The sequence below is a fragment of the Paenibacillus sp. FSL W8-0186 genome (genome assembly GCF_037969765.1).
Taxonomy (GTDB): Bacteria; Bacillota; Bacilli; order Paenibacillales; family Paenibacillaceae; genus Fontibacillus; species Fontibacillus woosongensis.
Window position 1 is genome coordinate 5,178,484 of sequence record NZ_CP150207.1, and the last position, 23,241, is coordinate 5,201,724.

General features: G+C 52.3%; 22 protein-coding genes. 4 read left to right on the forward strand and 18 right to left on the reverse strand.

Features of this window, described 5'->3' with window-relative positions; translation table 11 throughout:
- Positions 1-117: 117 nt before the first annotated feature.
- Together MKX50_RS23190 and MKX50_RS23195 are read right to left on the reverse strand one after the other, a co-directional pair.
- Positions 118-813, reverse strand: coding sequence for a molecular chaperone TorD family protein (locus tag MKX50_RS23190; RefSeq protein ID WP_339157869.1), 696 nt, complete (start codon positions 811-813; stop codon positions 118-120).
- A 214-nt stretch (positions 814-1,027) separates the two neighbouring features.
- A complete protein-coding gene (locus MKX50_RS23195) occupies positions 1,028-1,681 on the reverse strand; it encodes a molybdenum cofactor guanylyltransferase (RefSeq protein WP_339157870.1) in 654 nt (217 codons plus the stop codon).
- Between the two features lie 133 nt (positions 1,682-1,814).
- On the opposite strand from MKX50_RS23195, the gene MKX50_RS23200 reads away from it, so the two are divergent.
- Both MKX50_RS23200 and MKX50_RS23205 read left to right on the forward strand, forming a co-directional pair.
- On the forward strand, positions 1,815-3,059 hold the full coding sequence (locus MKX50_RS23200; protein ID WP_339157871.1) for an MFS transporter: 1,245 nt from the start codon (positions 1,815-1,817) through the stop codon (positions 3,057-3,059).
- Between the two features lie 227 nt (positions 3,060-3,286).
- Positions 3,287-4,264, forward strand: a complete 978-nt coding sequence (locus tag MKX50_RS23205) for a LacI family DNA-binding transcriptional regulator (RefSeq protein WP_339157872.1) — start codon at positions 3,287-3,289, stop codon at positions 4,262-4,264.
- A gap of 176 nt (positions 4,265-4,440) precedes the next feature.
- Here MKX50_RS23205 and MKX50_RS23210 read toward each other — a convergent pair whose 3' ends face one another.
- The 3 genes from MKX50_RS23210 to MKX50_RS23220 form a co-directional block, all read right to left on the reverse strand.
- Entirely contained in the window at positions 4,441-4,659 is a 219-nt protein-coding gene (locus tag MKX50_RS23210; protein ID WP_213591130.1) for a DUF378 domain-containing protein, read from the reverse strand.
- A 591-nt stretch (positions 4,660-5,250) separates the two neighbouring features.
- Positions 5,251-5,523, reverse strand: a complete 273-nt coding sequence (locus MKX50_RS23215; RefSeq protein ID WP_339157873.1) for a hypothetical protein — start codon at positions 5,521-5,523, stop codon at positions 5,251-5,253.
- 47 nt (positions 5,524-5,570) lie between these two features.
- Complete coding sequence (locus MKX50_RS23220; RefSeq protein ID WP_339157874.1) at positions 5,571-7,286, reverse strand: glutamine--tRNA ligase/YqeY domain fusion protein; 1,716 nt, start codon at positions 7,284-7,286, stop codon at positions 5,571-5,573.
- A gap of 344 nt (positions 7,287-7,630) precedes the next feature.
- On the opposite strand from MKX50_RS23220, the gene MKX50_RS23225 reads away from it, so the two are divergent.
- Positions 7,631-7,885, forward strand: coding sequence for a DUF2164 domain-containing protein (locus MKX50_RS23225; protein WP_339160239.1), 255 nt, complete (start codon positions 7,631-7,633; stop codon positions 7,883-7,885).
- 65 nt (positions 7,886-7,950) lie between these two features.
- Here the strand turns inward: MKX50_RS23225 and MKX50_RS23230 are convergent, their stop codons facing one another.
- The 5 genes from MKX50_RS23230 to MKX50_RS23250 form a co-directional block, all read right to left on the reverse strand.
- Positions 7,951-8,487: a GNAT family N-acetyltransferase gene (locus MKX50_RS23230; RefSeq protein WP_213591133.1), complete on the reverse strand. Its 537-nt coding sequence runs from the start codon at positions 8,485-8,487 to the stop codon at positions 7,951-7,953.
- A 75-nt stretch (positions 8,488-8,562) separates the two neighbouring features.
- Positions 8,563-9,783, reverse strand: a complete 1,221-nt coding sequence (locus MKX50_RS23235) for an MFS transporter (RefSeq protein ID WP_213591135.1) — start codon at positions 9,781-9,783, stop codon at positions 8,563-8,565.
- Between the two features lie 87 nt (positions 9,784-9,870).
- Positions 9,871-11,958 carry a molybdopterin oxidoreductase family protein gene (locus MKX50_RS23240; protein WP_339157875.1) on the reverse strand — a complete coding sequence of 696 codons (2,088 nt, stop codon included), beginning with the start codon at positions 11,956-11,958 and terminating at the stop codon, positions 9,871-9,873.
- A gap of 161 nt (positions 11,959-12,119) precedes the next feature.
- Positions 12,120-12,947: a formate/nitrite transporter family protein gene (locus MKX50_RS23245; RefSeq protein ID WP_213591139.1), complete on the reverse strand. Its 828-nt coding sequence runs from the start codon at positions 12,945-12,947 to the stop codon at positions 12,120-12,122.
- A 181-nt stretch (positions 12,948-13,128) separates the two neighbouring features.
- Positions 13,129-14,490, reverse strand: coding sequence for an FAD-dependent oxidoreductase (locus tag MKX50_RS23250; RefSeq protein WP_213591141.1), 1,362 nt, complete (start codon positions 14,488-14,490; stop codon positions 13,129-13,131).
- Between the two features lie 238 nt (positions 14,491-14,728).
- Here MKX50_RS23250 and MKX50_RS23255 point away from each other — a divergent pair, with 238 nt between their 5' ends.
- Positions 14,729-15,361, forward strand: a complete 633-nt coding sequence (locus tag MKX50_RS23255; protein WP_339157876.1) for an SDR family oxidoreductase — start codon at positions 14,729-14,731, stop codon at positions 15,359-15,361.
- 39 nt (positions 15,362-15,400) lie between these two features.
- Here the strand turns inward: MKX50_RS23255 and MKX50_RS23260 are convergent, their stop codons facing one another.
- The 8 genes from MKX50_RS23260 to MKX50_RS23295 form a co-directional block, all read right to left on the reverse strand.
- The gene (locus MKX50_RS23260) at positions 15,401-16,213 is read right to left on the reverse strand and encodes a hypothetical protein (RefSeq protein WP_339157877.1); all 813 of its coding nucleotides are present in this window, start codon (positions 16,211-16,213) and stop codon (positions 15,401-15,403) included.
- 46 nt (positions 16,214-16,259) lie between these two features.
- Positions 16,260-17,120 carry an ABC transporter ATP-binding protein gene (locus MKX50_RS23265; RefSeq protein ID WP_213591820.1) on the reverse strand — a complete coding sequence of 287 codons (861 nt, stop codon included), beginning with the start codon at positions 17,118-17,120 and terminating at the stop codon, positions 16,260-16,262.
- A 167-nt stretch (positions 17,121-17,287) separates the two neighbouring features.
- Positions 17,288-17,632 carry a DUF3243 domain-containing protein gene (locus tag MKX50_RS23270; protein ID WP_213591146.1) on the reverse strand — a complete coding sequence of 115 codons (345 nt, stop codon included), beginning with the start codon at positions 17,630-17,632 and terminating at the stop codon, positions 17,288-17,290.
- An 86-nt stretch (positions 17,633-17,718) separates the two neighbouring features.
- Positions 17,719-18,576, reverse strand: a complete 858-nt coding sequence (locus MKX50_RS23275; RefSeq protein ID WP_244996431.1) for a M15 family metallopeptidase — start codon at positions 18,574-18,576, stop codon at positions 17,719-17,721.
- A 108-nt stretch (positions 18,577-18,684) separates the two neighbouring features.
- Positions 18,685-20,085: a DEAD/DEAH box helicase gene (locus MKX50_RS23280; protein WP_339157878.1), complete on the reverse strand. Its 1,401-nt coding sequence runs from the start codon at positions 20,083-20,085 to the stop codon at positions 18,685-18,687.
- Between the two features lie 155 nt (positions 20,086-20,240).
- Positions 20,241-20,879, reverse strand: coding sequence for a ThuA domain-containing protein (locus MKX50_RS23285; protein ID WP_339157879.1), 639 nt, complete (start codon positions 20,877-20,879; stop codon positions 20,241-20,243).
- A 48-nt stretch (positions 20,880-20,927) separates the two neighbouring features.
- A complete protein-coding gene (locus MKX50_RS23290) occupies positions 20,928-21,761 on the reverse strand; it encodes a uroporphyrinogen-III synthase (RefSeq protein ID WP_283926132.1) in 834 nt (277 codons plus the stop codon).
- Between the two features lie 253 nt (positions 21,762-22,014).
- On the reverse strand, positions 22,015-23,226 hold the full coding sequence (locus MKX50_RS23295; protein WP_283926133.1) for a HAMP domain-containing methyl-accepting chemotaxis protein: 1,212 nt from the start codon (positions 23,224-23,226) through the stop codon (positions 22,015-22,017).
- Between the last annotated feature and the right edge of the window lie 15 nt (positions 23,227-23,241).

The following is a 23,241-nucleotide window of genomic DNA, read 5'->3' on the forward strand; positions in this document are numbered from 1 at the left end:
TCCGGGAGCGCCCCATACCCCATATGGAGGTCATAATAACAAAAAGAGACGATTCGCCAAGCGGCTTGCATCAAGCAACCGCCCTGACGGATCGTCCCTATTGATAGCTCTCGTGTATTAGCTTATGTGTGCTTTCCATTGACGAAGCTGCTCTAAATCATCGGCCAGGAACTCTCGCAGCAGCTCGGCCAGACCACTGTATAGCGGACTTTTCGTAGCCCGGATCAGCTCCTCCGCCAGCCGCGGGGCCCATTTCAGCAAATGAACTTCCAGGAAACGAATCTGGGTGTCTGCCATCTCCAGGCAACTGCGGCGCATATGGCTCAAGTCGGCCTTGCTGCGCATTCTTTCCGCCAGCACCGCCATAAATTCCAGCTCCATGGCAATATGGTCGTCTCTCTCGCCGGTTAGTTTATTAAACACTACGCCGCTATCGGCGTACATGGACCGAATATGGGAAATGCAAGCAGCGGCATTGGCCCCATCCCTTTTTGCCCGGAAGGTTCCTTCGCACGGTATCAGCATAGACTGATCTCCCAGGAAGAGCCGCCGATATTCCTCTGCCTCCTGATGGCAAGCGCTGCGAAAATGCCGTTCAGGAATGCTCTCCAAATAACTTTTCAGCCTCTTGCCGCCTCTGCTGTTTGGAATTCGATGCGTCAGTTCTGCCCGCTGCCGCCACTGGGCAATCAAGGACATGCGCGGCGGACGGCTCAGAAAGTCCATCAGCAGCTCATATACCCAGCCACGGCGCTCCAACCAATCGTTTTGCTCCGGCGTTGCCTGAACAGGTTCTTTGAACAACATGGTCATATTGGTCATCTCCCTGCGAAGAAATATAAGACAAGTATAGGCCCGTAGGTTAAGGTTTATGCCTGACATCGTTGGAAAAAAAGATGATTTCCTTCTTGACTCGGAAATCATCCAAGCAGCATATACCGACACATGATTAAGGGGGTCATGTATCGCTCACCTTCATTATATCCCATTAATGAAAACGCTTTATATGATATATTTTACATTTCGGTTAACAATTTCTCTGCCCCAAATTCTGCTGTTCGGCATATAACTGAGCGGTCTTGTAGTCCTCCGGCTGATTCATATTGAATACAGCCAGCTCTGCGGGCAGTCCGGAGGCCTGGCTCAGCTCCTCTCCGCTGATATATTTGGCCGGAAGGCCGGAAATCCAGTGATTTACCCGAAGAAGCCCCTCCCCCAGCGCCCGCTCTAGCTCAGGCAATACGCTGCGGCGATACATTGCCAGCAGCGGCTGCACCCGGTCGCCTGCATAGGGAATAACAGCCTCCACGGGCTCCCCATGTCCGCCCCGCCTCTGGTCCTCCAGCATCTGAGCCTGTTCGGCCATATAACGGAACAAAGCTGCATTTGCAAAGGGCATGTCACAGCTTACGACAAGACACCACTTACGGGCTGATGCAGCAAGCCCGGCATGCAGCCCAGCCAGCGGCCCGCATCCGGAATAAATGTCTTGCCGCAGTGGCAGGCCTAATTCGGCATAAAGGACGGATGGGCCGCAGGAGATAACGACCTCGTCAGTGGCCTTCTGCAGCTCACAGGCCAGCCGTTCAATGACTGGCTGGCCATCTATCGGCAGTACCGCCTTATTCGTTCCCATGCGGCTCGACCTGCCGCCCGCTAAAATAATTCCAGTCCACTCCATCGGATTGTCTCCTTATGTTAAAGAAAGGTTATAATTAGTAATATTTCTGCCAATACGGAAAAAGATGGTTTGTAACCTTTTTCGTCCCTGTGTTACATTGAGAACGTAACCATTAATTATTAGTGAGCTATCGATGTTAAATCGATTTGGACAGAAGGGAATGGCGCGTTTGCGGAATTATACTGAGAATCCGTCAGATTCTTTACTGCCCTTGGGGCTGCTTAATTTTTTCATCTATGGGACTATGGTTATCTTTGCAGCCTTCTTCCAATTATATTTGCTGGACGTTGGCATGGACAAGCTGGAGATCGGCAGTCTGATGGCAATTGCCCCTCTGGTTTCCTTGATTGCCCATCCATTCTGGAGGTATTTGAGCGATCGCACCCAGAATATCCGCATCATCCTGCTGATTATGCTCACGGGCCTGCTTATAGCCGGTCATATGGTGTTCAAAGTGGACACTTATAATATGCTTTATTTTACGATGATTCTGCTGTATTTTTTTCAAAGCCCTTTGTTATCGCAGAGCAACAGTCTCATTCTCGGATATATCGAAGGGACGGATTTAAAATTTAATACTTACCGGCTGTGGGGCTCATTAGGCTGGACCTTGCTCGCTTTGGGCTCAGGGGCGGTCATCGATCAGGTTGGGCATAACGGCATTTCGCTGCTGTTCAGCGTGACCCTGATGCTGGCGATCGGCTCGTCGCTGCTGCTTCCCTCCATTCGCAAGACGACTAACACGCCCTGGATAAGAACACATGAGATTACCCGGGTTCTGCAAAATAAATATTTTATCGCCTTCATTGTTTTCGGAGTCCTGGTCTCCATCCCTAATGCCATTAATACGATATTCATGCCGATATTCATGAATGATCTGGGCAGCACCAGACTGGAGGTTGGCGGCGCGGTGTTCCTGTCCACCCTATTTGAAGCGGGCACATTCACGCTGCTTCACCGCTATCTTAAACGCAGAATCACCTATTTAATGGCTTGTATCACGATCGTGAGCATTCTTTTTGCGCTGCGGTGGCAGTTGATGTCTGTAGCTTCCACGCCGCTGCAGATCATTTTTATCCAGGTGCTGCATGCCGTGACGTTCGGCGGCTTCTTTTATGTGGGCACCCGGCTGACCGCCCTGCTGCTGCCCCGTCCTCTCCGTTCCTCCGGGCAAGCGGTTTATGCGTTTGCGCTGAGCGGACTAGCCTTTATACTCGCCGGCTTCCTCGGCGGATGGCTCTTCCAGAGCTTCGGAGCGGTGATTATGTACCGGTTTGGCGTTACGTTTACGATGTTTGGCGCAACAGGCTTTGCCGCGATGTGGTATCGCATCTACAAGGCTGGGTATTCACCCATCCCCTTATCTGAAGAACCTTAATGAACTGTCGTGTCCGGTGCTCGAGCAAGAGCATCGGGCTTTTCTTCCAGTAGAACGTTATAAAAAAAGGAAAACAACTCTCCGCCTCGTCACGCCCAGCTACAACTGGTTACGCCAAACAGCAAAAGCGTTGTTTTCCATGGTACTTCTTTATTCTAAACTATGAAATGCATTTCAGATCAACGATAATCGCATTAAAAATTTTGGATGGAAGGAGAGACATACGGGTGCCAAACATTAAGCAGATCGCCGAGGCTGCCGGAGTTTCTGTCAGCACGGTTTCCCGGGTCCTGAACAATCACCCCTATGTCCGGGAGGATAAGCGCAAGGCCGTCGAAGAGGCCGTTGAACGTCTGCAATATTCACGCAACATGAATGCCGTCCATCTGGTCAAAGGAGCGACGCAAACGATCGGCGTCATTCTGCCCCAAATCAATAATGCCTACTTCGGCAGAGTCGTCGAAGGGATCGGAGAGCAGGCGCTGCAGGTCAATTACCAGTTGATGCTGTGCCAGACAGGCTACCGTACCCATGAGGAACGGCGGGCGCTGCACATGCTGAGGGATAAGATCGTGGATGGACTCATCATCGTCTCGCGCTCGCTCTCCTTGAATCAAATCGAGAAATATGCCAAATACGGCCCCATTACACTGTGTGAAGAAGTGCGCGGCCGCTCCTTATCCTGCGTTTATTTCGATCATTATGCCTCTTTCCAAAAAGCAATCATCTACCTGTGGAATAAAGGCCACCGCCGAATCGGCTACACGGTGAACCGCAGGAATAGTGCCAGCAGTACCACCCGCAATAAGGCATACCTGGACACGCTGGCTTCCCTCGGAGGTGAGAGCCGTGAGAACTGGATCTTCGACAACTGCATGCATCTCGAGGATGGCGCCAGGCTGCTGACAAAAATCTTGGCCATGGACGACCCGCCGAGCGCTCTCCTGATCACCGGAGATCAGGTAGCCGCCGGACTGATGATCGCCGCCCATAATCAAGGCGTGCGGGTTCCCGACGATCTTGCCTTCATCGGCCTCGATAACCAGCCGATCTCCAAGCTGCTCGGCATTACCACGATCGATAACCGGCTGAACGAGATCGGCGCAGAGGCCTTCGGCATCAGCTACAGGCAAATTACCAAACAGACCGACAGCACGATCATCCAGGAGCTTGGCTTCAAAATCGTCGAACGGTCCAGCGTTTAGATTAATTGGCAGTGTTGTTAGGAGCCTCTTGGTAAAGCGCCGTCACTTGATTATGCTTGGCGGCATTACAAAACAAGCTGCCCCTCGAAGGATCATCTGCTGATGAATGGGGGCAGCTTGTTTGCGTAAACAATAAATCCAGTCAACCTATTGTCCCGGACAGGTTCTGCTCCTGTTTAACGGGTAGCCCTGTTGTTATCCACGGCAGTGCTGCCAAAAAACTTGATGCAGTACAGAGCAGAAATGCCGACAATCGCATAAATGATGCGGGCAGCTCCGCTGCCTTGCCCGCCGAAGATCGAGGCTACCAAATCATACTGGAACAACCCGACCAGCAGCCAGTTAATGCCGCCGATAATTAGCAGTGTAAGAGCAATCGTATCTAATGTTTTCACGTTAAATCCTCCTATTGGGAAATCAATTTAGATTATGTTTTGTTATGTTATACTATTTCCTAAAATTACGGCTTTTAAAAACACATTTTGAAAATATTCGCAGCTCTGATAAAAATATCACTTATAACGAGAACATCAAAACGGAAACTAGTGTATTCAGCAGATACGCAACGGACATGAGATCCGCTATTTCCTCATTTTTGCTATTTTCGACGGGCTAACGGACACAGAATCAGCTATTCCCCCGTAATTTACAACATTTCAGGGTCTTTGTACCGAATAACGGAACCAGGGTCCGTTGGCAGTCATTTTTGGGTATTTTTACATGAATAAAGGACAGAGGGTCCGTTAAATTTTTACAAAGTATGTGAGTAACCGTTACTTCTACTGTTCCCTTTAGTACTGCTTGCCAATGTTACTCCCGTGGTACTTGCCTGCTCCCGTGGATCTTTTTTCTGCCTCCTACGCTACTTACATTGCTACTACATTGCCACTGCATTGCTACTGTATTGCTACTTACATTGCTACTTACATTGCTATTACACTGCTGCTTACTTTGCCCCTACTTCGGCCTCATCTTGCATGCTGATATCACCACCCGCTCGCACCACTGAAGCTGTCATTGTCATTTTCATTGTCATTGCCTCTGTAACTGTCGCTGCCAACACATATTACCGCTGCCGCTGCCACGATCACCAACACTGCCCACCACTGCACCACCACTTTCACGACCATACTCTCCCCATGGTCTACAGCTTTCAGAAGCTCATTTCCCTCTCTTTCTTTAGCTATACTGCAGCCGCCATCGCATAACACATGGCAGCACACGGCCTCATTGAACGCAAAATCCCCCGCATTAAGCAAAGCTTAATACGGGGGATTCATATGCAGAGATACGCAGCAAATCCTAGTTATTTTTTATCCGGCAGCTGGAAGGAACTCTTCAGAGATACGACCAGGTTAAAGACCGGACGGCCCGGTGCCGAATACTTGGAATCGACGTTGAAGTAGCCGTGGCGGAAAAACTGGAATTTATCCTGCGGCTTCACATCCTTCAAGCCCGGCTCCACAAAACCTTGAACGACCTTCAAGGAGTTCGGGTTGAGGTAGTCCATGAAGGTTTTCTCTTCACCGCCTTCCTCATCGTCGAGCTGAACCCCTTCCTCCACCTGAACATCCCGGATCAACGGCTCGTATAGCCTGAATTCGGCTGGTACCGCCTGCGATGCCTCGACCCAATGGATCGTACCCTTCACCTTTCGGCCGGTAAATCCGCTGCCGCTCTTCGTTTCCGGATCGTAAGTGCAGTGGATTTCCACTACATTGCCTTCTTCATCCTTGATCACATCATTGCATTTGATGAAATAAGCATGCTTCAAACGCACCTCATTGCCCGGGAACAAGCGGAAATACTTGCTTGGCGGGTTCTCCATAAAGTCCTCGCGCTCAATATAAATTTCCCGGGAGAACGGGATTTGGCGATGGCCCATTTCCGGGTTCTCGCTGTTGTTCTCAGCTTCGAGCAGCTCGGTTTGCCCTTCCGGGTAGTTCGTGATCACGACTTTAAGCGGGTCAAGGACAGCCATCGTTCTTGGCGCCTTCAGCTTCAAATCTTCGCGGATGAAATGATCCAGCATCTTCAGGTCAATTTCCCCGTAGGCCTTGGATATGCCTGCTTCGAACACGAAAGCCTTGATCGCTTCCGGCGTTACACCGCGGCGGCGCAGGCCGGATATCGTCGGCATTCTCGGGTCGTCCCAGCCGTCCACGATGCCTTCGTCAACCAGCAGCTTCAGCTTCCGCTTGCTCGTTACCGTCTGGGTCAGATTCAAGCGCCCGAATTCATACTGGCGGGGAACACTTGGCATTTCCGTCTCCTCGATGACCCAATCATAGAACGGACGCTGATCTTCAAATTCTGTCGTGCAGAGCGAGTGCGTGATGCCCTCGATCGCATCCTCCAGCGGATGGGCATAGGTATACATCGGATAGATGCACCACTTGTCTCCCGTGTTGTGATGAGAAGCATGGAGAATGCGGTAAATGACCGGATCCCGCAGATTAATGTTCGGCGAGGCCATGTCAATTTTGGCGCGCAGCACCTTCTCGCCGTCCTTGAATTCCCCGGCACGCATCCGGGCAAACAGATCAAGGTTCTCCTCGACGGAACGGTCGCGATACGGGCTATTCTGACCCGGCTCGGTCAGAGTTCCGCGGGTCGCGCGGATCTCGTCGGGGCTTTGATCGTCAACGTAGGCTTTGCCTTTCTTGATCAGCACGATCGCCCGCTCATACATCTCTTCGAAATAATCCGAGGCAAAATGCAGCTCTTCCCAATCGAAGCCAAGCCATTTCACGTCTTCCTTGATCGAGTTGACGTACTCCACGTCCTCCTTGACGGGGTTTGTATCGTCAAAGCGCAGATGGGTGCGGCCGCCGAATTCATCAGCGATCGTAAAGTTAATCCAGATCGCTTTGGCATGCCCGATATGCAAATAACCGTTTGGCTCCGGCGGAAAGCGCGTGACGATCTCCTTCACTTTGCCGCTCTTCAGATCCTCGGTAATAATGTTCTTAATAAAGTTAGGAGGTGTACTGTTGCTGCTGTTATGCTCCACGGATATCAACCTTTCCTTATATGATAAACCTCGTTCTGATCCGATTTTTCTTCTTATAAATATACCGATAACTCTGCAATAGTTCAATGGCATAGGCGCTTTCGGCCAAGGAGCTGAAGACGCCCGGTCTGAAATTGCAGCCTGAAGACTCTTCGGTATGTTCGAGTAGGCGCAGCCCGGTGCTTTTGTTAAGATAGGGAAGTATAGACCTTCGAAGCTTCCGTATCCTTATATCACAAGGGAAACCCCGCTAATCGAGGTCAAGGCTTCCTGAAAAGTACGTCGAAAGACGTGTTTTCATCCAAATGAAGTCATCAATCAATCCATACGAAAGGACGTCATTAAATATGGCCATCACCCCATTGAAGCTGCCTAGAGAGCAGCGCGAACAAATGATATCGCTCATTCAGGAATATTTCGATGTGGAACGGGGCGAACAAATCGGCGATTTGGGCGCAGACGGCATGCTGGATTTTTTTCTGAAGCAAATCGGCCCTTATGTATACAATCAGGCACTAAGCGACTCCCGCCAGCTTGTGAATGAACGAATGGCATCACTGGAAGAAGATATCTATGCACTTGAACTGAGACCCGGACGAGTCAGATAACCCAGGGACAAGCCTATCTAAACATCAGCTTCAACTGCCTCACATAGACCTCCGGCACGGGATGACTATTTGCCATCACTTGCTGGAGGGATAACCGGGCACCACATTAAAATATCGTCCACATATTCCCCTTCAATGCAATATTCCGCAATCAGCCTGCCCTGCATCATAAACCCGCAGCTTTCATAAAAGGCAACAGCGCAAGGATTCGTGCTGAGCACGCGCAGAGAGAGCTTACGGATGCCCTCTTCCGCGGCAAGCTCCTTCATTGCCGCCATTAGACTGCTTCCAATTCCGAGCCGCCGGTAAGCCGGATGAATCGCCACATGAATTTCATACACATGGCGATGGCATGGCATCGCCGTCGGTGCGGCAAAACCCAAATATCCGCACACCCGCTCACCGATTACAGCTACGAGCTGGCCGCCTGGCGGGCAGTTCCGCAAATATTGCTCCCGGGACGCCCATTTGATAGGAGAGGGGCTAGTCCGGCTTGTCCAGACCAACGCGTCAATCTCCATTAATTGAACTGCATCCCGCAGCTCCGATCGCCTGATCCAGATGCTGAACTTCCGAGGCACATCCGTTTCATCGCCATGCATGCCGCCATCCCTTTCCATCGTTCCTAATAATGATGTACTACCATTATACCACTATAGGGAATTTGCTATAAAATCTCATACCGTACGCTCCAGGGCAGCATTTGCCCGGTTCATCCGGGAATGGGCGAAGAAGAAGCTGATGGATAACACCGCGGTCCCGGCAGCCAGCCAAGCGACCGGCGGAAGACCGCCGCCATCATACATCGATCCCATAATATACGGGCCGATCACTCTTCCTGCAGCTCCCAGACCGCCTACAAGCCCGATATAGAACGGCGCCTCCTTGCCGCACCGCTCGGCTATAAACGAAGGGATCGCGGGAGAAATCAGCATCTCTCCAAGCGTGGCCAGCACCATTGCCAGCACCATGCCCGGATAATTGTTCATGATGACAATGACGATGTAGGCCGACAAGTAGAACATCGCGCTAATCGTCATCTGAGCATTCTCCGTACGGGCAAACATTCGCTTGATCGCCCCCGTCACCGGCTGGGCAACGAAGATCAATATGCCGTTCAACGTCCACAAATAACCATAGGCAGTCTTGGACATCCCTTCGGAAATAATATACGGGGACACCCCGGTGTTCCATATTGAGTTGCCGAACCAGAGAAACAGCGAGCCAAGCCCCATATAGAGATAAATTCGCGTATTTCCAAGAAGCAGCCCCATCCCCTTGCCTTCGGAGGGAGCTCCCTTCTTCAACTTCACCGCTGCTTCGCCGCCGATCCCGTCGATCCGTGACAAATAAGCGAAGAAGAACAACGCGAACCCGGCCGCGGTTACTCCATTCAGAATAAAGCTCAAATGATAGGAAAATTCGGCCAGAAATCCGCTCAGCGCCGTACCGACGGCTACTCCAATATTGTTGGCCACATAAATGACATTAAACAGCTCTCCGCGCCGGTCGGCAAACCGAAAGCCGACAAACGCCTGGATTGCCGGAAGCGACACGGCATTGCAGAAGCCGATGAAGCCCATCATCGCCACAAAAAACAGCCAGTAGCTGCTAATAAAAGGCAATGTAAACAATCCGAGCGCATTTAGAATCAGGGAGCCGACGATCAATCTTTTAACGCCGATTCTGTGATACAGCCCGCCTCCAAGGAGCTGTCCGGCGATGCCGCCGACGGATTGGATCAGAATGACGAAGCCGGCGTCCGCCATGCTGCGGCCCAGCTCATCAAACACATACATCGACACGAGCGGCCACATGAGCGACCCGCCTGCGGAATTGACAAGACTGGCGACTAGAAAACCTTTCACTTCTTTAGGATACTGCTCCAAAAATTTCAACGTTATCGCCCACCATCTGCATGAAGAGGAAAAAGCCCTTACGGGCTTTTCCTATACACAAAAATAATTATCTAGTATCGCGTAATCTTATCGATTCGGCAAGCACTTCCGTTGACGCTTTACCTCAACAACAGTCGAGAAGAAAGTCGCCCCATTCCCCATATCGGCAAGGCGTTCAGGGGTAAGTGCATTCGCACGCTGGCGCTTGCCATCCTGCTCCCACCACAGACCCTGGCTGACAACGGTGCCTGGCAGCATTTTATCCGTTATCGCCGCCGTTACTTCGAACTGCCCGCGATCGTTCCACACGAGAACCGCGTCTCCGTCAGATATTCCCCGCGCCATCGCGTCCTCCGGATGAATTTGCAGCGTCGGCTCCTTCTCCAGCGCTGCCAGCTTCTCCACATTCGCGAAGGTGGAGTTGAGAAAGCTGTGGTTCGGCGGCGAAATGAACATGAGCGGATAGCGGGAGCCTGTGCCTGGCCGCCGTTCGCCGTCATAGCCTTCCACGAGCGGAACATAAGTGGGCAACGGCGGAAGTCCGGCCTCGGCCATGCGCTGCGAATACAGTTCAATTTTGCCGGAAGGGGTTGGCGGCGCTGTGAAATAACGGCTCTGATATTCCATATTCAGCTTCAGGAAGCGGTGCTCCTTCAATCCATCCAGCGTAATATGCTCGATATGCGGATTTGCCGGGTGATCCAGCGCCTGGCGAATCATATCCTCTTCCGTATCCTGAAATGCCTCCTCCGTGAACCTCATTGCCTGCGCAAGCAGCTTGAATACCTCCATATTGCTCTTGCTCTCGCCCTGCGGGGGAATGACCGGCTCCTGAAGCTGGATGTAGTGATGCCAGTAGGACCGGTATACGTCCGTATTCTCGAAGGTTGATGTTGCCGGCAGGATAATATCCGCATATTTGGCCGTATCCGTCATGAACAGATCATGTACGACCGTGAACAAATCCTCGCGCAGCAAGCCTCGCTCCACCTTGTCTGTATCCGGGGCTACCACAGCCGGGTTCGCGCAGTAGACGAACATTCCCCGGATCGGCGGATCCAGGGACAGCAGCGCCTCGCCGAGCTGATTCATGCTGACGATCCGGGCATCGGGATTCGCCCGGAGGTCGGAACGCTCCAACGCCGCTCCATTGAATTTGGAATAATCACCGTTCGCTTTAATGGCGCCGCCTCCCTCGACGAGCCACTGCCCCGTCAGCGCTGGAAGGCAGACGATCGTCCGGATGTTCATGCCGCCATTGTCGTGATGCTGCAGTCCGTTGCCGATTTGTATGAACGCCGGAGATGTTTCCCCGTACATCTTGGCTAGCTTGACGATATCACCCGCCGGAACCCCGGTAATGGCTGCCACCTTGTCCGGCGTATACTGCTTCACATGCTCGCGCAGCTCTTGATGGCCAATAGTATACTTCTCGAGGAACTCCTCGTTCACCAGGCCGCGGTCGAACAGGACATGCATCAAGCCGAGCGCCAGAGCCGCATCCGTTCCCGGATGGAGCGGAATGAACCAATCCGCCCGGTCGCCGGTCCGATTCCGATGCACATCGATAACGACGAGCTTCGCCCCTTGCTTGCGCGCCTTTTCCATAATGGACCATGCGTGCATATTCGTGCTGATCGTGTTCTGTCCCCATACAATGAACAGCTTGGCCTTGGCGGTCTCCTCCGGACTCTTCCCCCCCATGAATCCCATCGTATACTTCCAGCCTACGTTGCCGGCAGCATTGCAAATCCCTTGATCCAGCCGGGTCGAGCCAATCCTGTGAAAGAAACGGCGATCCATGCCATCCACGCTCAGCGCTCCCATATTGCCGTAGAAGCTGTAAGGCATAATGCTCTCCGAGCCGTAATCGCGAATCAATTCCGTAAATCGCCCGGCAATTTCGCCAATGGCTTCGTCCCAAGTCATCCGCTCGAATTTTCCTTCGCCCTTGGCTCCCGTCCGCCGCAGCGGGTAGAGAATACGTTCCGGATGATATATACGCTCCGTCATGTTGCGGACTTTATTGCAGATGGCGCCTTTCGTGACCGGATGCGCGGGATTCCCCGTCACCTTTACGATTTTTCCGTCTTCTTTATGCAGTAACAGGCCGCAGGTATCCGGACAATCCAATGGACACACAGCCGGAAACACTCCGTTCTCCTCTCGGACCATGTAAACACATCCCCTATTCTCATGTCTTCCTTTTGTAATCATCTTAGAAAAAAGACGGGGCCCTGTCTACTGGAACCTGAAATCAACCGGCCTGGCGACATGCCTAAAAAAATCAGCCTGTTGCATGATCAACAGACTGATTCGCTTCATAAGCTGTTAAATTATGCGTGCTTGCTTACGGGAATGGATGCAAGCTCGGGCTGCTGCACAGCTTCTGTTTTTCTATCCTTTAAATAAGCCGTCCAATATGCACCCGCGACAAACAAAGCGCCGCCGGTTAAATTGCCTAGCCAGACAGGCACAAAATTTCGGACATAATCTCCCCAAGAGAAATAACCCTCAAATATCGCTGCGGGGATTAGGAACATGTTGGCGACAACGTGCTGAAAGCCGATGGCGACAAAGGCCATCGTCGGGAACCAGATGCCGAGGATTTTGCCGCTCATATTATCGGCGCCGTAGGACAGCCACACGGCAAGCGCAACAAGCCAGTTGCAGCCGATCCCGGATACGAAGGCCTGCAGAAAGCTGTCATCCAGCTTATGTCCGGCCATCGCGATCAATTTATCAAGATAAGGACCGCTGGCCGTCAGTCCGACGACATGCCCGAAGAAATAAGCTACAAAGACGGCGCCGAGAAAGTTGGCGACCGTAATGAGCAGGATATTCTTCAGCATTTCCAGCGTCGTAATGCGCCCCGCCATCCGTGCGAGCGGCACGGCCATCATGTTGCCTGTCAACAGCTCACCGCCAGCAAGCAGCACGAGAATTAGGCCGATCGGGAAAACGGCTGCACCGATGAAATTGACGATGCTTCCCCATTCCTGCGGCGCATTGCTGATTACCCGTATATCGAGCAGAAATCCAAGCGCGATAAACGCTCCGCCGAGAAATCCTAATATCATCACAGTCAGCAGGGGATTACGCGCCTTCTGGACTCCCGTATCCACGGTTATTTCCGCGATTTGCGGCGGTTTGTAATAAGCCATGGTTATCATCTCCTCTTGAACTGAGCCATAATCTATCTCTACTGTATCCTCATTGTATCGTGCCTTGGCGCGCCGGCAATGTAACATTAGTCACGTTGGTTATGAAAGAAGCCACCGCACAGGAGAACGTCTCCCCGGCAGTGGCTGTATTCTTGACAAGATAACTGAGTGGACCCAGCGATTACACGTGAACGATTTCCTGTGCCGGCACTTCAGGGAGCACCTGCAATCCAGCGCTGTTCAAGAAATTCCATGGCTTGTTAAAATGCGGCTGGAAGAAGAAATCGACGAATGCGAGCTCTTCCATTTTCATATCGTTCTGAATGCAGACCGAAATGGTATTGATCGCTTGCGTCAAATCCACCTTCGACATGATTTGTGCGCCGAGAATGCGGTTTGTTCCTTGCTCGTATACGAGCTTCAGTGTAACCTTCTCATGGGTCGGCATGAATTCCGGACGGTAGCTGTCAGTCACCAGTACCGAGTCTGCTTCAAGCCCGGCTTCCCTGGCTGCCGACTCCGTCAGACCGGTTGCCGCAATGTTATTCTCGTAAATTTTAATGCCCGAGGTTCCCTGGGTTCCTAGGTATTTCACTGTCGGGGTCAACAAATTGCGCGCCGCTAATGTTCCCATACGCACGGCGTTCGTGGCAAGTGGAATATAGGCATGGCTTTTAAGCGGATTATAATATACCGCGCAGCTATCGCCTGCCGCAAACACATCATTTTTGCTCGTTCGCATGTATTCGTCCACGATAATTGCCCCGTTGTCCAGCATATCGACTTGGCCTTTCAGCAGCTCTGTATTCGGTTTGAAGCCGATGCAGAGAATAACGACGTCTGCAGCATACCGGCCATGATCGGTGATTACAGCATTCACTCGACCTTCCTCGCCTTCAAAACGTACGACCTTCTCGCCTAGCGCCAGAGCAATCCCGCGTTCACGCAGGGTATCCTCAATAACGTCCGTGTATTCCGCATCAAGATATTTACTCAGAATTCGCTCTTCCGCGTCGATCAGCGTCACGTTTTTACCGTTCATTTGGAAGGCTTCGACCAGTTCAATGCCAATGTAACCTGCACCGACGACGACAATATTTTGCGCTTCCTTTCCTTTCTCGATAATCATGTTGGAATGATTGAAGTTTTTGGACAGAATAATGTTATCCAGCTCGATCCCTGGGAATCGGGGTACGACAGGCCAGGAACCCGTAGTTACAATCAGTTTATCGAAATGATCCGCAAACTCCTCCCCAGTCTGCAAATTCCGTGCCGTAAGCTGCTTCCGGTCTGTGTCCACAGCGGTCACTTCGTGGAGCATTTTTGTTTTTACGCCAAGCTCTGCAAGCTGCTCGGGCGAAGAATAGAATAATCCCTGAGGATCCTTCACCACGCCGCCGACATATAAAGCTATACCGCACGACAGAAAGGAAATATTGTCATTGCGCTCATATACGGTAATCTCTGCCTCTGGATATAATTTTGCGGTATTTACAATGGCTGCCGTCCCGGCATGCGTACATCCAATAACTGCTACTCTCATGATTTCTTCCTCCTTATGATGGCCCGATGTTATATAATGTTCAAAAATCGGGGTGTTTATTGTGAAATATATCACTTGGTAAGATAAGATATTGTGAAATCATTCACCTTGTGACTCTTATTATAGTGTGATCTTTTTCACAATGCAAGGGGTTATGAACATTTTTTTAAGGGTAATGATAAATATCCCTGTTAACTGGGGGTATTGCCAATATCATCTAGATACCGGAGGGCTGCCCATGTATACCGTCTTTGTAGCGGGAGCGCACGGAAGAACAGGTCGTCACATCGTTAAAGCGCTTCTCAGAGAAAATTATGAAGTCAGGGGTCTGGTTCGCAATGAATCACAGCAGGATAACTTACAGGAATGGGGGGCCAAGCCGTACATCGGGGATTTGAGAACTGTGTTCTCGGAAGGGATTGATGGGGCGGACGCCGTCATTTGCGCGGTCGGCGCGGGAGATAAGGAAGACCCTGAGGAAATTGACCATCTCGGAACCGTTCGATTGATCGAGCAGTCCGCCATGCTGGGTGTTAAACGCTTCATTCTAATCAGCTCGATGGGGACACTTGAGCCGGAACGTATGCCGAAAATTTTGAAGCCATATTTATTAGCCAAACGCCGGGCCGAAAAAGTATTGGAAGAAAGCACGTTATGCCATACCATTATACGTCCAGGAGGTCTGACCGATGATTTGCCTATAGGCAAAGTATCGATCCGCGACGGGTTCACCTATTCGGGATTTATCTCGCGAAACGATGTGGCCGAGGCGGCGGTTCTTGCCTTAAAGCTGCCTGAGACGGAGCATGCCGCCTTTAATTTAATTGCAGGGGAGACCCCGCTAGTCCAAGCTTTACAGTCGCTAAAGTAATCGCTAATCCCTCACAAAAGCCGCCCTAGCCAGGGCGGCTTATTTTTTGCTGGATTCCATTTGCTTCTGCATCAGTTGGCTCCGCTTCTCTTCCCTCTGCTGCTTGGTCAGCTTAGGGCAAGTGTAACAATAGCCTAAATCAGTCTTCGTACGGTAAGCCAGACAGCAGGTGGGCTTCAAGGGCATCATCTCGCCAGGCGTATAAGGATTATCTACCATGATTTCCTTGAGCGCAAACGGATTGCGCTTGACACCAAACCACTCCGCGGACATTTCCTTGACAGATTCATGGTCCGCCCATAGCCGTTCGCGCTGCTCCGCAGTGTCCAGCCTATTCGCTAATTGCTTGATATAATAAACAATCCCGAGAGGCAGTTGTCCCCAGAGCTGCGTAACCGGCAGCTTGGACACGCCGGCTACCGTTTCCATCACCGGCCGCAAGGTTTCCTGGTAGAAGCTGCCCAGCCGCTGCTCCTGCCAGACGCTAGCTTCGCCTTCCGGCGATGCTGACTCCGTATGGTCTCGCAGCACGAAGAAGATCGTCGGAAATTGCTGAACCCGAACGATCTGCAGTGTCAAATTATCCAACCGAAAATTTAACTGCGAGCTCGTCAATGACGCCATATAATGCAGCGCTGTACAAAGGACCCGCCAGCTTGCCGCAAAATACGTCGCCGCAACCTGAATATCAAGCCCTTTAATCTCGGATTGGTACAGGGTCAAAAACTGCTCGATCTGCTGCCGATCCAGGAGCTCTTGTCCCTCAACCGTATAAATGGCCTGCTCTCTGAAGCTGCGTACCACGTGACAATGCTGTTCTAAGAATTGATAATCGATAGCCAACCGCTGCATATGATCCTCCTGCTTCTCTCTCTAAGCCTCTTGAATGCCCCGTTACTTAACGAAGTGCTGCCACCTTGTCGCTGGCACCTGTAAGCACACTGTTCTTCGGAAGCTGTCCCTTGCTCTCTGCTACGCGATACAGCTCATACGGAAGGCACAGCGGTACTCCGCTCCGCGGATCCGTCACAATATCCGCCTCAATGCCGAATACTTCACGCAGGACGGAAGAGGTGACCACTTCGGCCGGCGCTCCCTCGGCGATGGCTTGCCCCTTCTTAATGGCAATCATATGGTGAGCATACCTTGCGGCATGGTTCAAGTCATGCACGACCATAACGATGGTGCGGCTGGATTCCGCGTTCAACTGCTCCAGCAGCTGCAGCACCTCCAGCTGGTGCGCCATATCCAGGAAGGTCGTCGGCTCATCCAGAAATAGAATATCCGTCTCCTGTGCCAGCGCCATGGCGATCCAGGCCCGCTGCCGCTGTCCTCCGGACAACTGCTCAAGCGCCCGGTCTGCAAACTCGTTCATGCCCGTAGCATCAATCGCCCAATCGACGATTTTCCGGTCCTCAGACTTCAGACTTCCGAACCCCTTCTGATGCGGAAAGCGGCCGTAAGATACAAGCTCATAGACCGTAAGCCCGTCGGGGGCCGTCGGATTCTGGGGCAGAATGGCCAGCTGCTTGGCCACTTCCCGGGTCGACTGCTTATGAATGGATTTCCCGTTCAACAGCACCGTTCCGGATTTAGGCTGCAGGATGCGGGCCATCGTTTTCAGTACTGTCGATTTCCCCGAACCGTTCGCCCCGACAAGGGCGGTTATTTTCCCTTTAGGAATGCTGATATTCAAGTCTTCTACAATGAGACGGTCTCCATAAGCGATATTTAAATGGGATGTATTCAATCCGATCATCATGATCTCCCTTTCCGCAATACGACATATTGATTATATGTGAACACAACGCGTCCATTATCTAACAAAAGATCCTCTGTTCTAAAGATACTGATAATCATTATCAGTTGTCAATAGAAAAAGGTGATTTCCATAAGGAAACCACCTTCACTTAAACTCATTTCATCTTACTGTGTTGTTCTAACAAGCCTGACCAGAATATGGGCCAAAGCATGGCGATGCTCCTGCTCCCCGGCTTTCCACAGCTCTTGCAGCAGCTTCTCTTCCCGATTGCGCGGCTCCTCGTTAGCGGCCAGGTAATCGCCGATCTTCTCCGCCGCCTTCGCCATCATCTCTTCGCTAAGCCCTATGCTCTGAGCTACCTCGATCCGCCCTCCCAAATAACGTTTAAAGGCATCGAAACTCTCGAGGATATCTTCCTTCCGTTCCCCATCCATACGCCTAAGCGCATCATCCACTTTATTCAGCGCCATCTCGCCTTCTTTGTTGACTACATGATTATGCTCGGACATGTCCCTACGCCTCCTTAAAGTTTAGTTGGAGTTCGTAACTACATAACCCGGCTGGCAGCGAGATGAATCATTCCGACTGGCAAAAGCTATGGAGTTCCGGATACCGGAACAGCATCATAATATTCTTCCAAGGTAATGTCCCGTTCAAAAATATCCGCGGCGATTTCCTTGCCGACATAGCGTAGATGCCAAGGCTCATACTTATAGCCTGTAATGGCCTCTTTCCCTTCAGGATAACGGATGATAAAGCCGTATTCCGCGGAATGCTGGGCAAGCCACTCGGCCTCCTTCGTTCCTCCAAAGCAATCCTCCGCAGCGCACTTCCCGTCGCTCCCCGAGACGTCGATCGCAAGCCCGGTCTCATGCTCGCTATGCCCTGGAACCGCGCTGTATGTCTTGGCCTTCTCTTCTCCGTCTCTTGCTACATAACGATTGAACAAAGACGTTTGCGTACTGTGAGACCGGTAGGCTGATACGCCAGCCAAATAAATGCCGTCCCGCTCGGCTCCGGCGAACATTTCCTCCAGCGCCTTGGCAGCTTCGCTGCGCATCATCCGCTTCTCAATCTTCTCCTTGAACGTAAACCGTACATCCGGATAGACCAAATCGGACGGCTCATAATCTTCAGGCAAAGCCAGCTCTTTATTAACAAGCACAGCAATGCTGTGAGGATCGGCGGCAGCCGCCTTGTCGACCGCTGAGGAGCCTTCCTGCGGATTGTTAGCCGCTGGCGCCTGCTCCGAGTCGGAAGCGGCTCCCTGACCAGAGCTTTCTCCAGCAGCATTGCCCTGCCCTTCGTTCCCATTTGACGGGTTAGCACCCGGTTGGGACACTGCGGCCGAATTATCCAGCTGCGGTGGCGTATCCTCCTTACCGCAAGCCGTTATGGCGATTGCAGCCAGTATGCAAATCAACAAGATCGATAAGATCCTTCTGTCTTTCACTTTGCCCTCTCCCCCTAACCTCTTCCCCTCAAGGACGAGGCATTATTTCTATGTTTAAAACGTATTTTAGCCACACTTTGTTGCGTTTCAATATCAAGCCGACTGTATTTACCGCCCCCGGCGCCCTCCCCGTTCCGATCTGCCGCGCCGGCCGCCGCTGTCGCTGCGGGAGGCGTGTCCGCTTCTCGTATTAGATGGCTTAGCGCCCCTAGCCTGGGTGGACCGGGTGGATTGACGTTCACGGCTGCCCTTCCCGCTGCCTTGGCCGCGGCGCCCTTCGTCTGCTCTTCCGCCTGCCGGCTTCCTGCCTTCAGGCCGTCTTCCTTTTCCGGCGGAATCCTTGGATTCCCGTTTGCCTGCCGTATCCCGGCTCACAGAAGCTGCTGTTTCGCTCTTCTCCTGACGGCGCCGTTCCAGCTTCATCCCTATGCCCCGTTCAATATGGCGCAGTGCATCGATATCTCGCGGAGAAGCAAAGGTTATCGCCACCCCTTTCCCGCCAGCCCGGCCCGTACGGCCGATCCGGTGGATGTAGCTGTCCACATCCTGCGGAATATCATAATTAAACACATGGGTTACGCCTTCAACATCGATGCCTCTGGCCGCTACATCGGTAGCAACGAGCAGCTCCAGTTTCGCATCGCGGAATGCGCGCATCACCTGCTCCCGTTTGGATTGGGATAAATCCCCGTGCAGCTCGTCGGAGGCAAACCCGGCCTCCTGCAAAGCTTCGTTCAGCTTGCTCGCACGCCGCTTCGTCCGGCAGAAGATGACCGCCAGATAAGGGCGATGGGTGCGGATGAGCTCGATCAAAGCCCCCTGCTTGCCACGGTCCGTGCATTCCACGAGAATTTGGCGGATACTGTCCAGCGTGACACGGGAGGTCTCTGCGATGCGGATATCCCGCGGCCGGTCCATGTATGACCGGGCAAGCCGCTTGACATTGTCCGGCATCGTCGCGGAAAACAGCATGGTCTGGCGGTTTTTCGGAACCATATGAATAATCGCCTCTACTTCGGCCAGGAAGCCCATATGCAGCATCTGGTCCGCTTCATCGAGCACGAGCATGCGTACAGCACCCAGCGTCAGCGAACCGCGGCGCAAATGATCCAGCAATCGGCCCGGTGTACCGATGACCAGTTGGGTGCCATTGTGCAATTTGCGAAGCTGCCGCTCCACATCTTGTCCTCCATACGCAGCGAGAATCGATATCCCCTCGCGGGCAGCAGCCAGCTTGCGCGCCTCCGCCGTAATTTGAATGGCCAATTCCCGGGTTGGCGTGATGATCAGCGCCTGCGGGTCAGGGCGATCCGCCTTCAGCTTGTCCATGATCGGCAGCAGGAATGCCAGCGTCTTTCCTGTTCCCGTCTGGGCCTGGACAATCGCGTCCTCCCCTGCCTGCAGGACAGGAATAGCCTCCTCCTGTACTGGTGTCGGAGTGCTGATGCCATGATGTTGTAGCGTTCGAATAAGCTCAGGCGAAATGCCCCATTGATCGAAAGTCGTCAAATATATCCACCTCGTTGTTTAGTATCCTGCGTTGTTTCAGGTTTTCCCTGCTTTAAAAAAGGCCGAACCCGCATCCAATCAGCGTTCCGGCCTTTTGTAGAAGGTTGTTTTGGTTCCGTGATTCAACGCGGTATAAAGCCGCGCTTCAAATCCGCTTAGCCCGGCGACCTTGCCGCCCACTTCGCTGCCTGCAGCACGAGCTTGCGATACTCTGGATGCTGGAACACAGCCTGATCGCGTCCTGGAAGAAGATAGACTACACGGCCAAGCCCATAGCTATGCGCCCAAGCCGCCGGGTGCCATTCTCCATCCATCTCGAATTCCAGCAAAATCGTCGTTTCGCAAAACGGATCAAACTCAAACCGGTATGGCTCGTCCTCGATTTCAAAGGGCGAAATGTCAAGCATGATGTCATGATCCGGCGCTGTCACGCGCATCTGCAATTTCTGCAAGGAAGGATGCGATACGTTGCGGGCGCCAATGAGCTGGGCAATCTCGTATTTCTTTTGCAAAACAATGCCGTTATGAAGAACTAACAGTCCGCGCCCGCCGCTAATGCAGGACAGAAGACCTGAGGTCTGCTTGGAGGACAGCTTCTCCCTCCAACTGTCGTGATAGGAAATGCAGAGGTCGAACGACTGCAAATTGCTTTCCTCAAGCATATGGTTGTTCTCTGTACATTGTACTGAAAAGCTGTCATTCAAAATATGGGTTATTTCCCGATCAACCCCTTGCAGGGGATAAAATTTAGGATGAGTATAATCACCAATCAGCAGCGCTCTTTTCTTGTTCATGAATTGCTCCTCCTGTCCGTAAAGTCCCCATCCCCGGCAGGGCAGGGCTTATTTGCCAGCCAGCAGGGGATCGCTTTCGCCGGCGAAATAACGCGCTAGTTCAACAATCATGCTCCCCATTCGTTCTTCCTTCGGAGCGACTACGCGAGGAATTCCCGCTTCATACAGTCCCTGAGCGGTTACTTTACCTACGGCAACGGCGATTACCGGCCCGCGCAGCGCAGAGATCAGCTCGTCGAAGCGGCCTTGCTTCTCCGCATATTCCAGCAGAAACCTTACCTGCGGACTGCTTGTAAAGGATACGGCATCAACTTTCCCCTCCACAATATCCAGCAATAGGCGGTTTAAGTCCTCCTCCGGGGGCGCAATATGACGATAAGGCAATATTTCCGTGCAGACCGCCCCCTGCTGCTCAAGCCATTCCACCAGCTTTGGCGCACGGTCGCCGTATAACTGCAGCAATACCGTAGCACCCTTCAATTCATATGCGGCCAGCTCGCGGATCAGTCCATCCGTGCTGCCGTCATCGTCGCGGACATGAGGCGTCAACTGGCGCTTCTTCAAAACATTCACCGTCTTATACCCCCGCGCGGCGATGCGCGAATTAGAGAGATTGGCCAGCAACACCTCCAGCAGCCCCATCTCCTCGGCCATCTCGAACAGAGCATTAAGCCCAATTCCCGTGGTAAAAATAGACCAGTCCGGAGGTTGGCTCACCCACGTCCGTATCCCCTGCCGCAGCTTCTCGTCTTCCAAAAACACAGTCCCCTGTGCTGGCCGGTAGAGCGGAATTCCGCCCATATTCTCGATCAGCTTGCCCAGCTCCTCGGCACGGCGAGGCCCGGTCAGCGCAATTCGCTTGCCTTCTAATCTTCTAGCCACTTCTCTACCCCCGTATTCAGCTATCATTGCCAGCAGCTTCGTTTAACATAAGCTTAAACGACACAGGGGGTTAAGTAAATCGTTCTATTGCATCTTTCTCGTTAGAATGAATTCCGGCTGTTGCATTTATGCATCCAACTTTAGAATCAGGAACATCTAGAAAAAATCCCGCTTTAAACTCGAAAATGCCGCCCCGCCATCGTTTAACCGACGGCGAGACGGCATTCCATTGTCTTAGCAGGCCTAATTCCATTTAGGATTTTCGCAATCTGAACTTACCCGACATCTCTTCCAGCTGCCCCGCAATCGAGGACAACTGGGTCGTAGAAGACGCGATTTCCTGAATCGAAGCGAGCTGCTCCTCGGCGGCTGCGGAAATCGCCCCGACATTGTCCGCACCTTCTTCCGTAATGTTGCGGATTTCGGAGATAATCTGCGACACTTTCCCGGCCCCCTGCGTTAATTCCCGGGCCGAGCCGGACACCTCTTCGATTTTGGCTGCTGCTCCGCGTACGGCTCTGCGGATGCGCGAGAAGCTGCGGCCGGATATATCGACGGCAACAATGCCTTCCTCTACGCCCTTCTTCGCATTCTCCATCGATTCCAGCGCCCGCTGTACTTCCGTTTGAACACCGTCAATAAGCTCCTCAATCTGATGGGCGTAGCTCTCAGAGCCTTCGGCAAGCTTCCGGACTTCCGATGCGACAACGGCAAACCCGCGCCCTTCCTCCCCGGCTCTTGCTGCTTCAATCGATGCGTTCAAGGCAAGCAGATTGGTCTGCTGGGCGATTCCTGTAATGACACCGACAATCCCGCCGATATTCTCGGTATGCTCGTTCAAGGTTTGAATGACCCCGCCGAGCTCATCGACCGTTTGATGAATATACTCGATTTTTTCAACGACGCTGAGAACAGACGTATTTCCTTCTTCAGCCACGGCTGTAGTCTGCTCCATCGTCTCGCTGACCTCTTGAATATGGCCCGATATCGCCGCGGCTTGCCGTGAAATATCCTCGACACCTTCTACCCCGCGAATCATATTATGCGTTTGGCGTTCACTGCCAGAAGCCACTTCCTGTATAGCCTGAGTTACATGCTCGATCGCTCGGGTCGTCTGGTCTGCGCTTGCCGACAGCTGGTTCGCCGATAAGCTGACCTGATTGGACGCTTGCTGCATCTCCGTCAGCATAACATTCCATTGATCGACCGCTTCCTGCAGCCGCTTGGCCACTATGCCGATCTCATCATTACGCTCGGCTCCGCTGACCCGCTCCGACAAATCGCCTCCGCTAATTTTCTGAATAGATGCACTTAAGCGTTGAAGCGGGCCTGTTATGCTTCGAATCAATAACGCAGACACCAACAAAGCAAACACAACAGACACTACAGCCACGATCCATTTCATGGACTCATCCAGCAGCAGCAGTAACACCACAGGAACGGCGGCAATCAATAGACTAGCCATAAATAATGAAAACGT

What these genes read in the sequence shown, in the direction of transcription:
- MKX50_RS23245 (WP_213591139.1), bottom strand. Translation starts at nt 12,947, where the DNA reads ATGGCTTATTACAAACCGCCGCAAATCGCGGAAATAACCGTGGATACG.
- MKX50_RS23295 (WP_283926133.1), bottom strand. Translation starts at nt 23,226, where the DNA reads ATGGCTAGTCTATTGATTGCCGCCGTTCCTGTGGTGTTACTGCTGCTG.
- MKX50_RS23255 (WP_339157876.1), top strand. Translation starts at nt 14,729, where the DNA reads ATGTATACCGTCTTTGTAGCGGGAGCGCACGGAAGAACAGGTCGTCAC.
- MKX50_RS23230 (WP_213591133.1), bottom strand. Translation starts at nt 8,487, where the DNA reads ATGCATGGCGATGAAACGGATGTGCCTCGGAAGTTCAGCATCTGGATC.
- MKX50_RS23250 (WP_213591141.1), bottom strand. Translation starts at nt 14,490, where the DNA reads ATGAGAGTAGCAGTTATTGGATGTACGCATGCCGGGACGGCAGCCATT.
- MKX50_RS23195 (WP_339157870.1), bottom strand. Translation starts at nt 1,681, where the DNA reads ATGGAGTGGACTGGAATTATTTTAGCGGGCGGCAGGTCGAGCCGCATG.
- MKX50_RS23270 (WP_213591146.1), bottom strand. Translation starts at nt 17,632, where the DNA reads ATGTCCGAGCATAATCATGTAGTCAACAAAGAAGGCGAGATGGCGCTG.
- MKX50_RS23260 (WP_339157877.1), bottom strand. Translation starts at nt 16,213, where the DNA reads ATGCAGCGGTTGGCTATCGATTATCAATTCTTAGAACAGCATTGTCAC.
- MKX50_RS23240 (WP_339157875.1), bottom strand. Translation starts at nt 11,958, where the DNA reads ATGGTCCGAGAGGAGAACGGAGTGTTTCCGGCTGTGTGTCCATTGGAT.
- MKX50_RS23265 (WP_213591820.1), bottom strand. Translation starts at nt 17,120, where the DNA reads ATGATCGGATTGAATACATCCCATTTAAATATCGCTTATGGAGACCGT.
- MKX50_RS23200 (WP_339157871.1), top strand. Translation starts at nt 1,815, where the DNA reads ATGTTAAATCGATTTGGACAGAAGGGAATGGCGCGTTTGCGGAATTAT.
- MKX50_RS23285 (WP_339157879.1), bottom strand. Translation starts at nt 20,879, where the DNA reads ATGAACAAGAAAAGAGCGCTGCTGATTGGTGATTATACTCATCCTAAA.
- MKX50_RS23190 (WP_339157869.1), bottom strand. Translation starts at nt 813, where the DNA reads ATGACCATGTTGTTCAAAGAACCTGTTCAGGCAACGCCGGAGCAAAAC.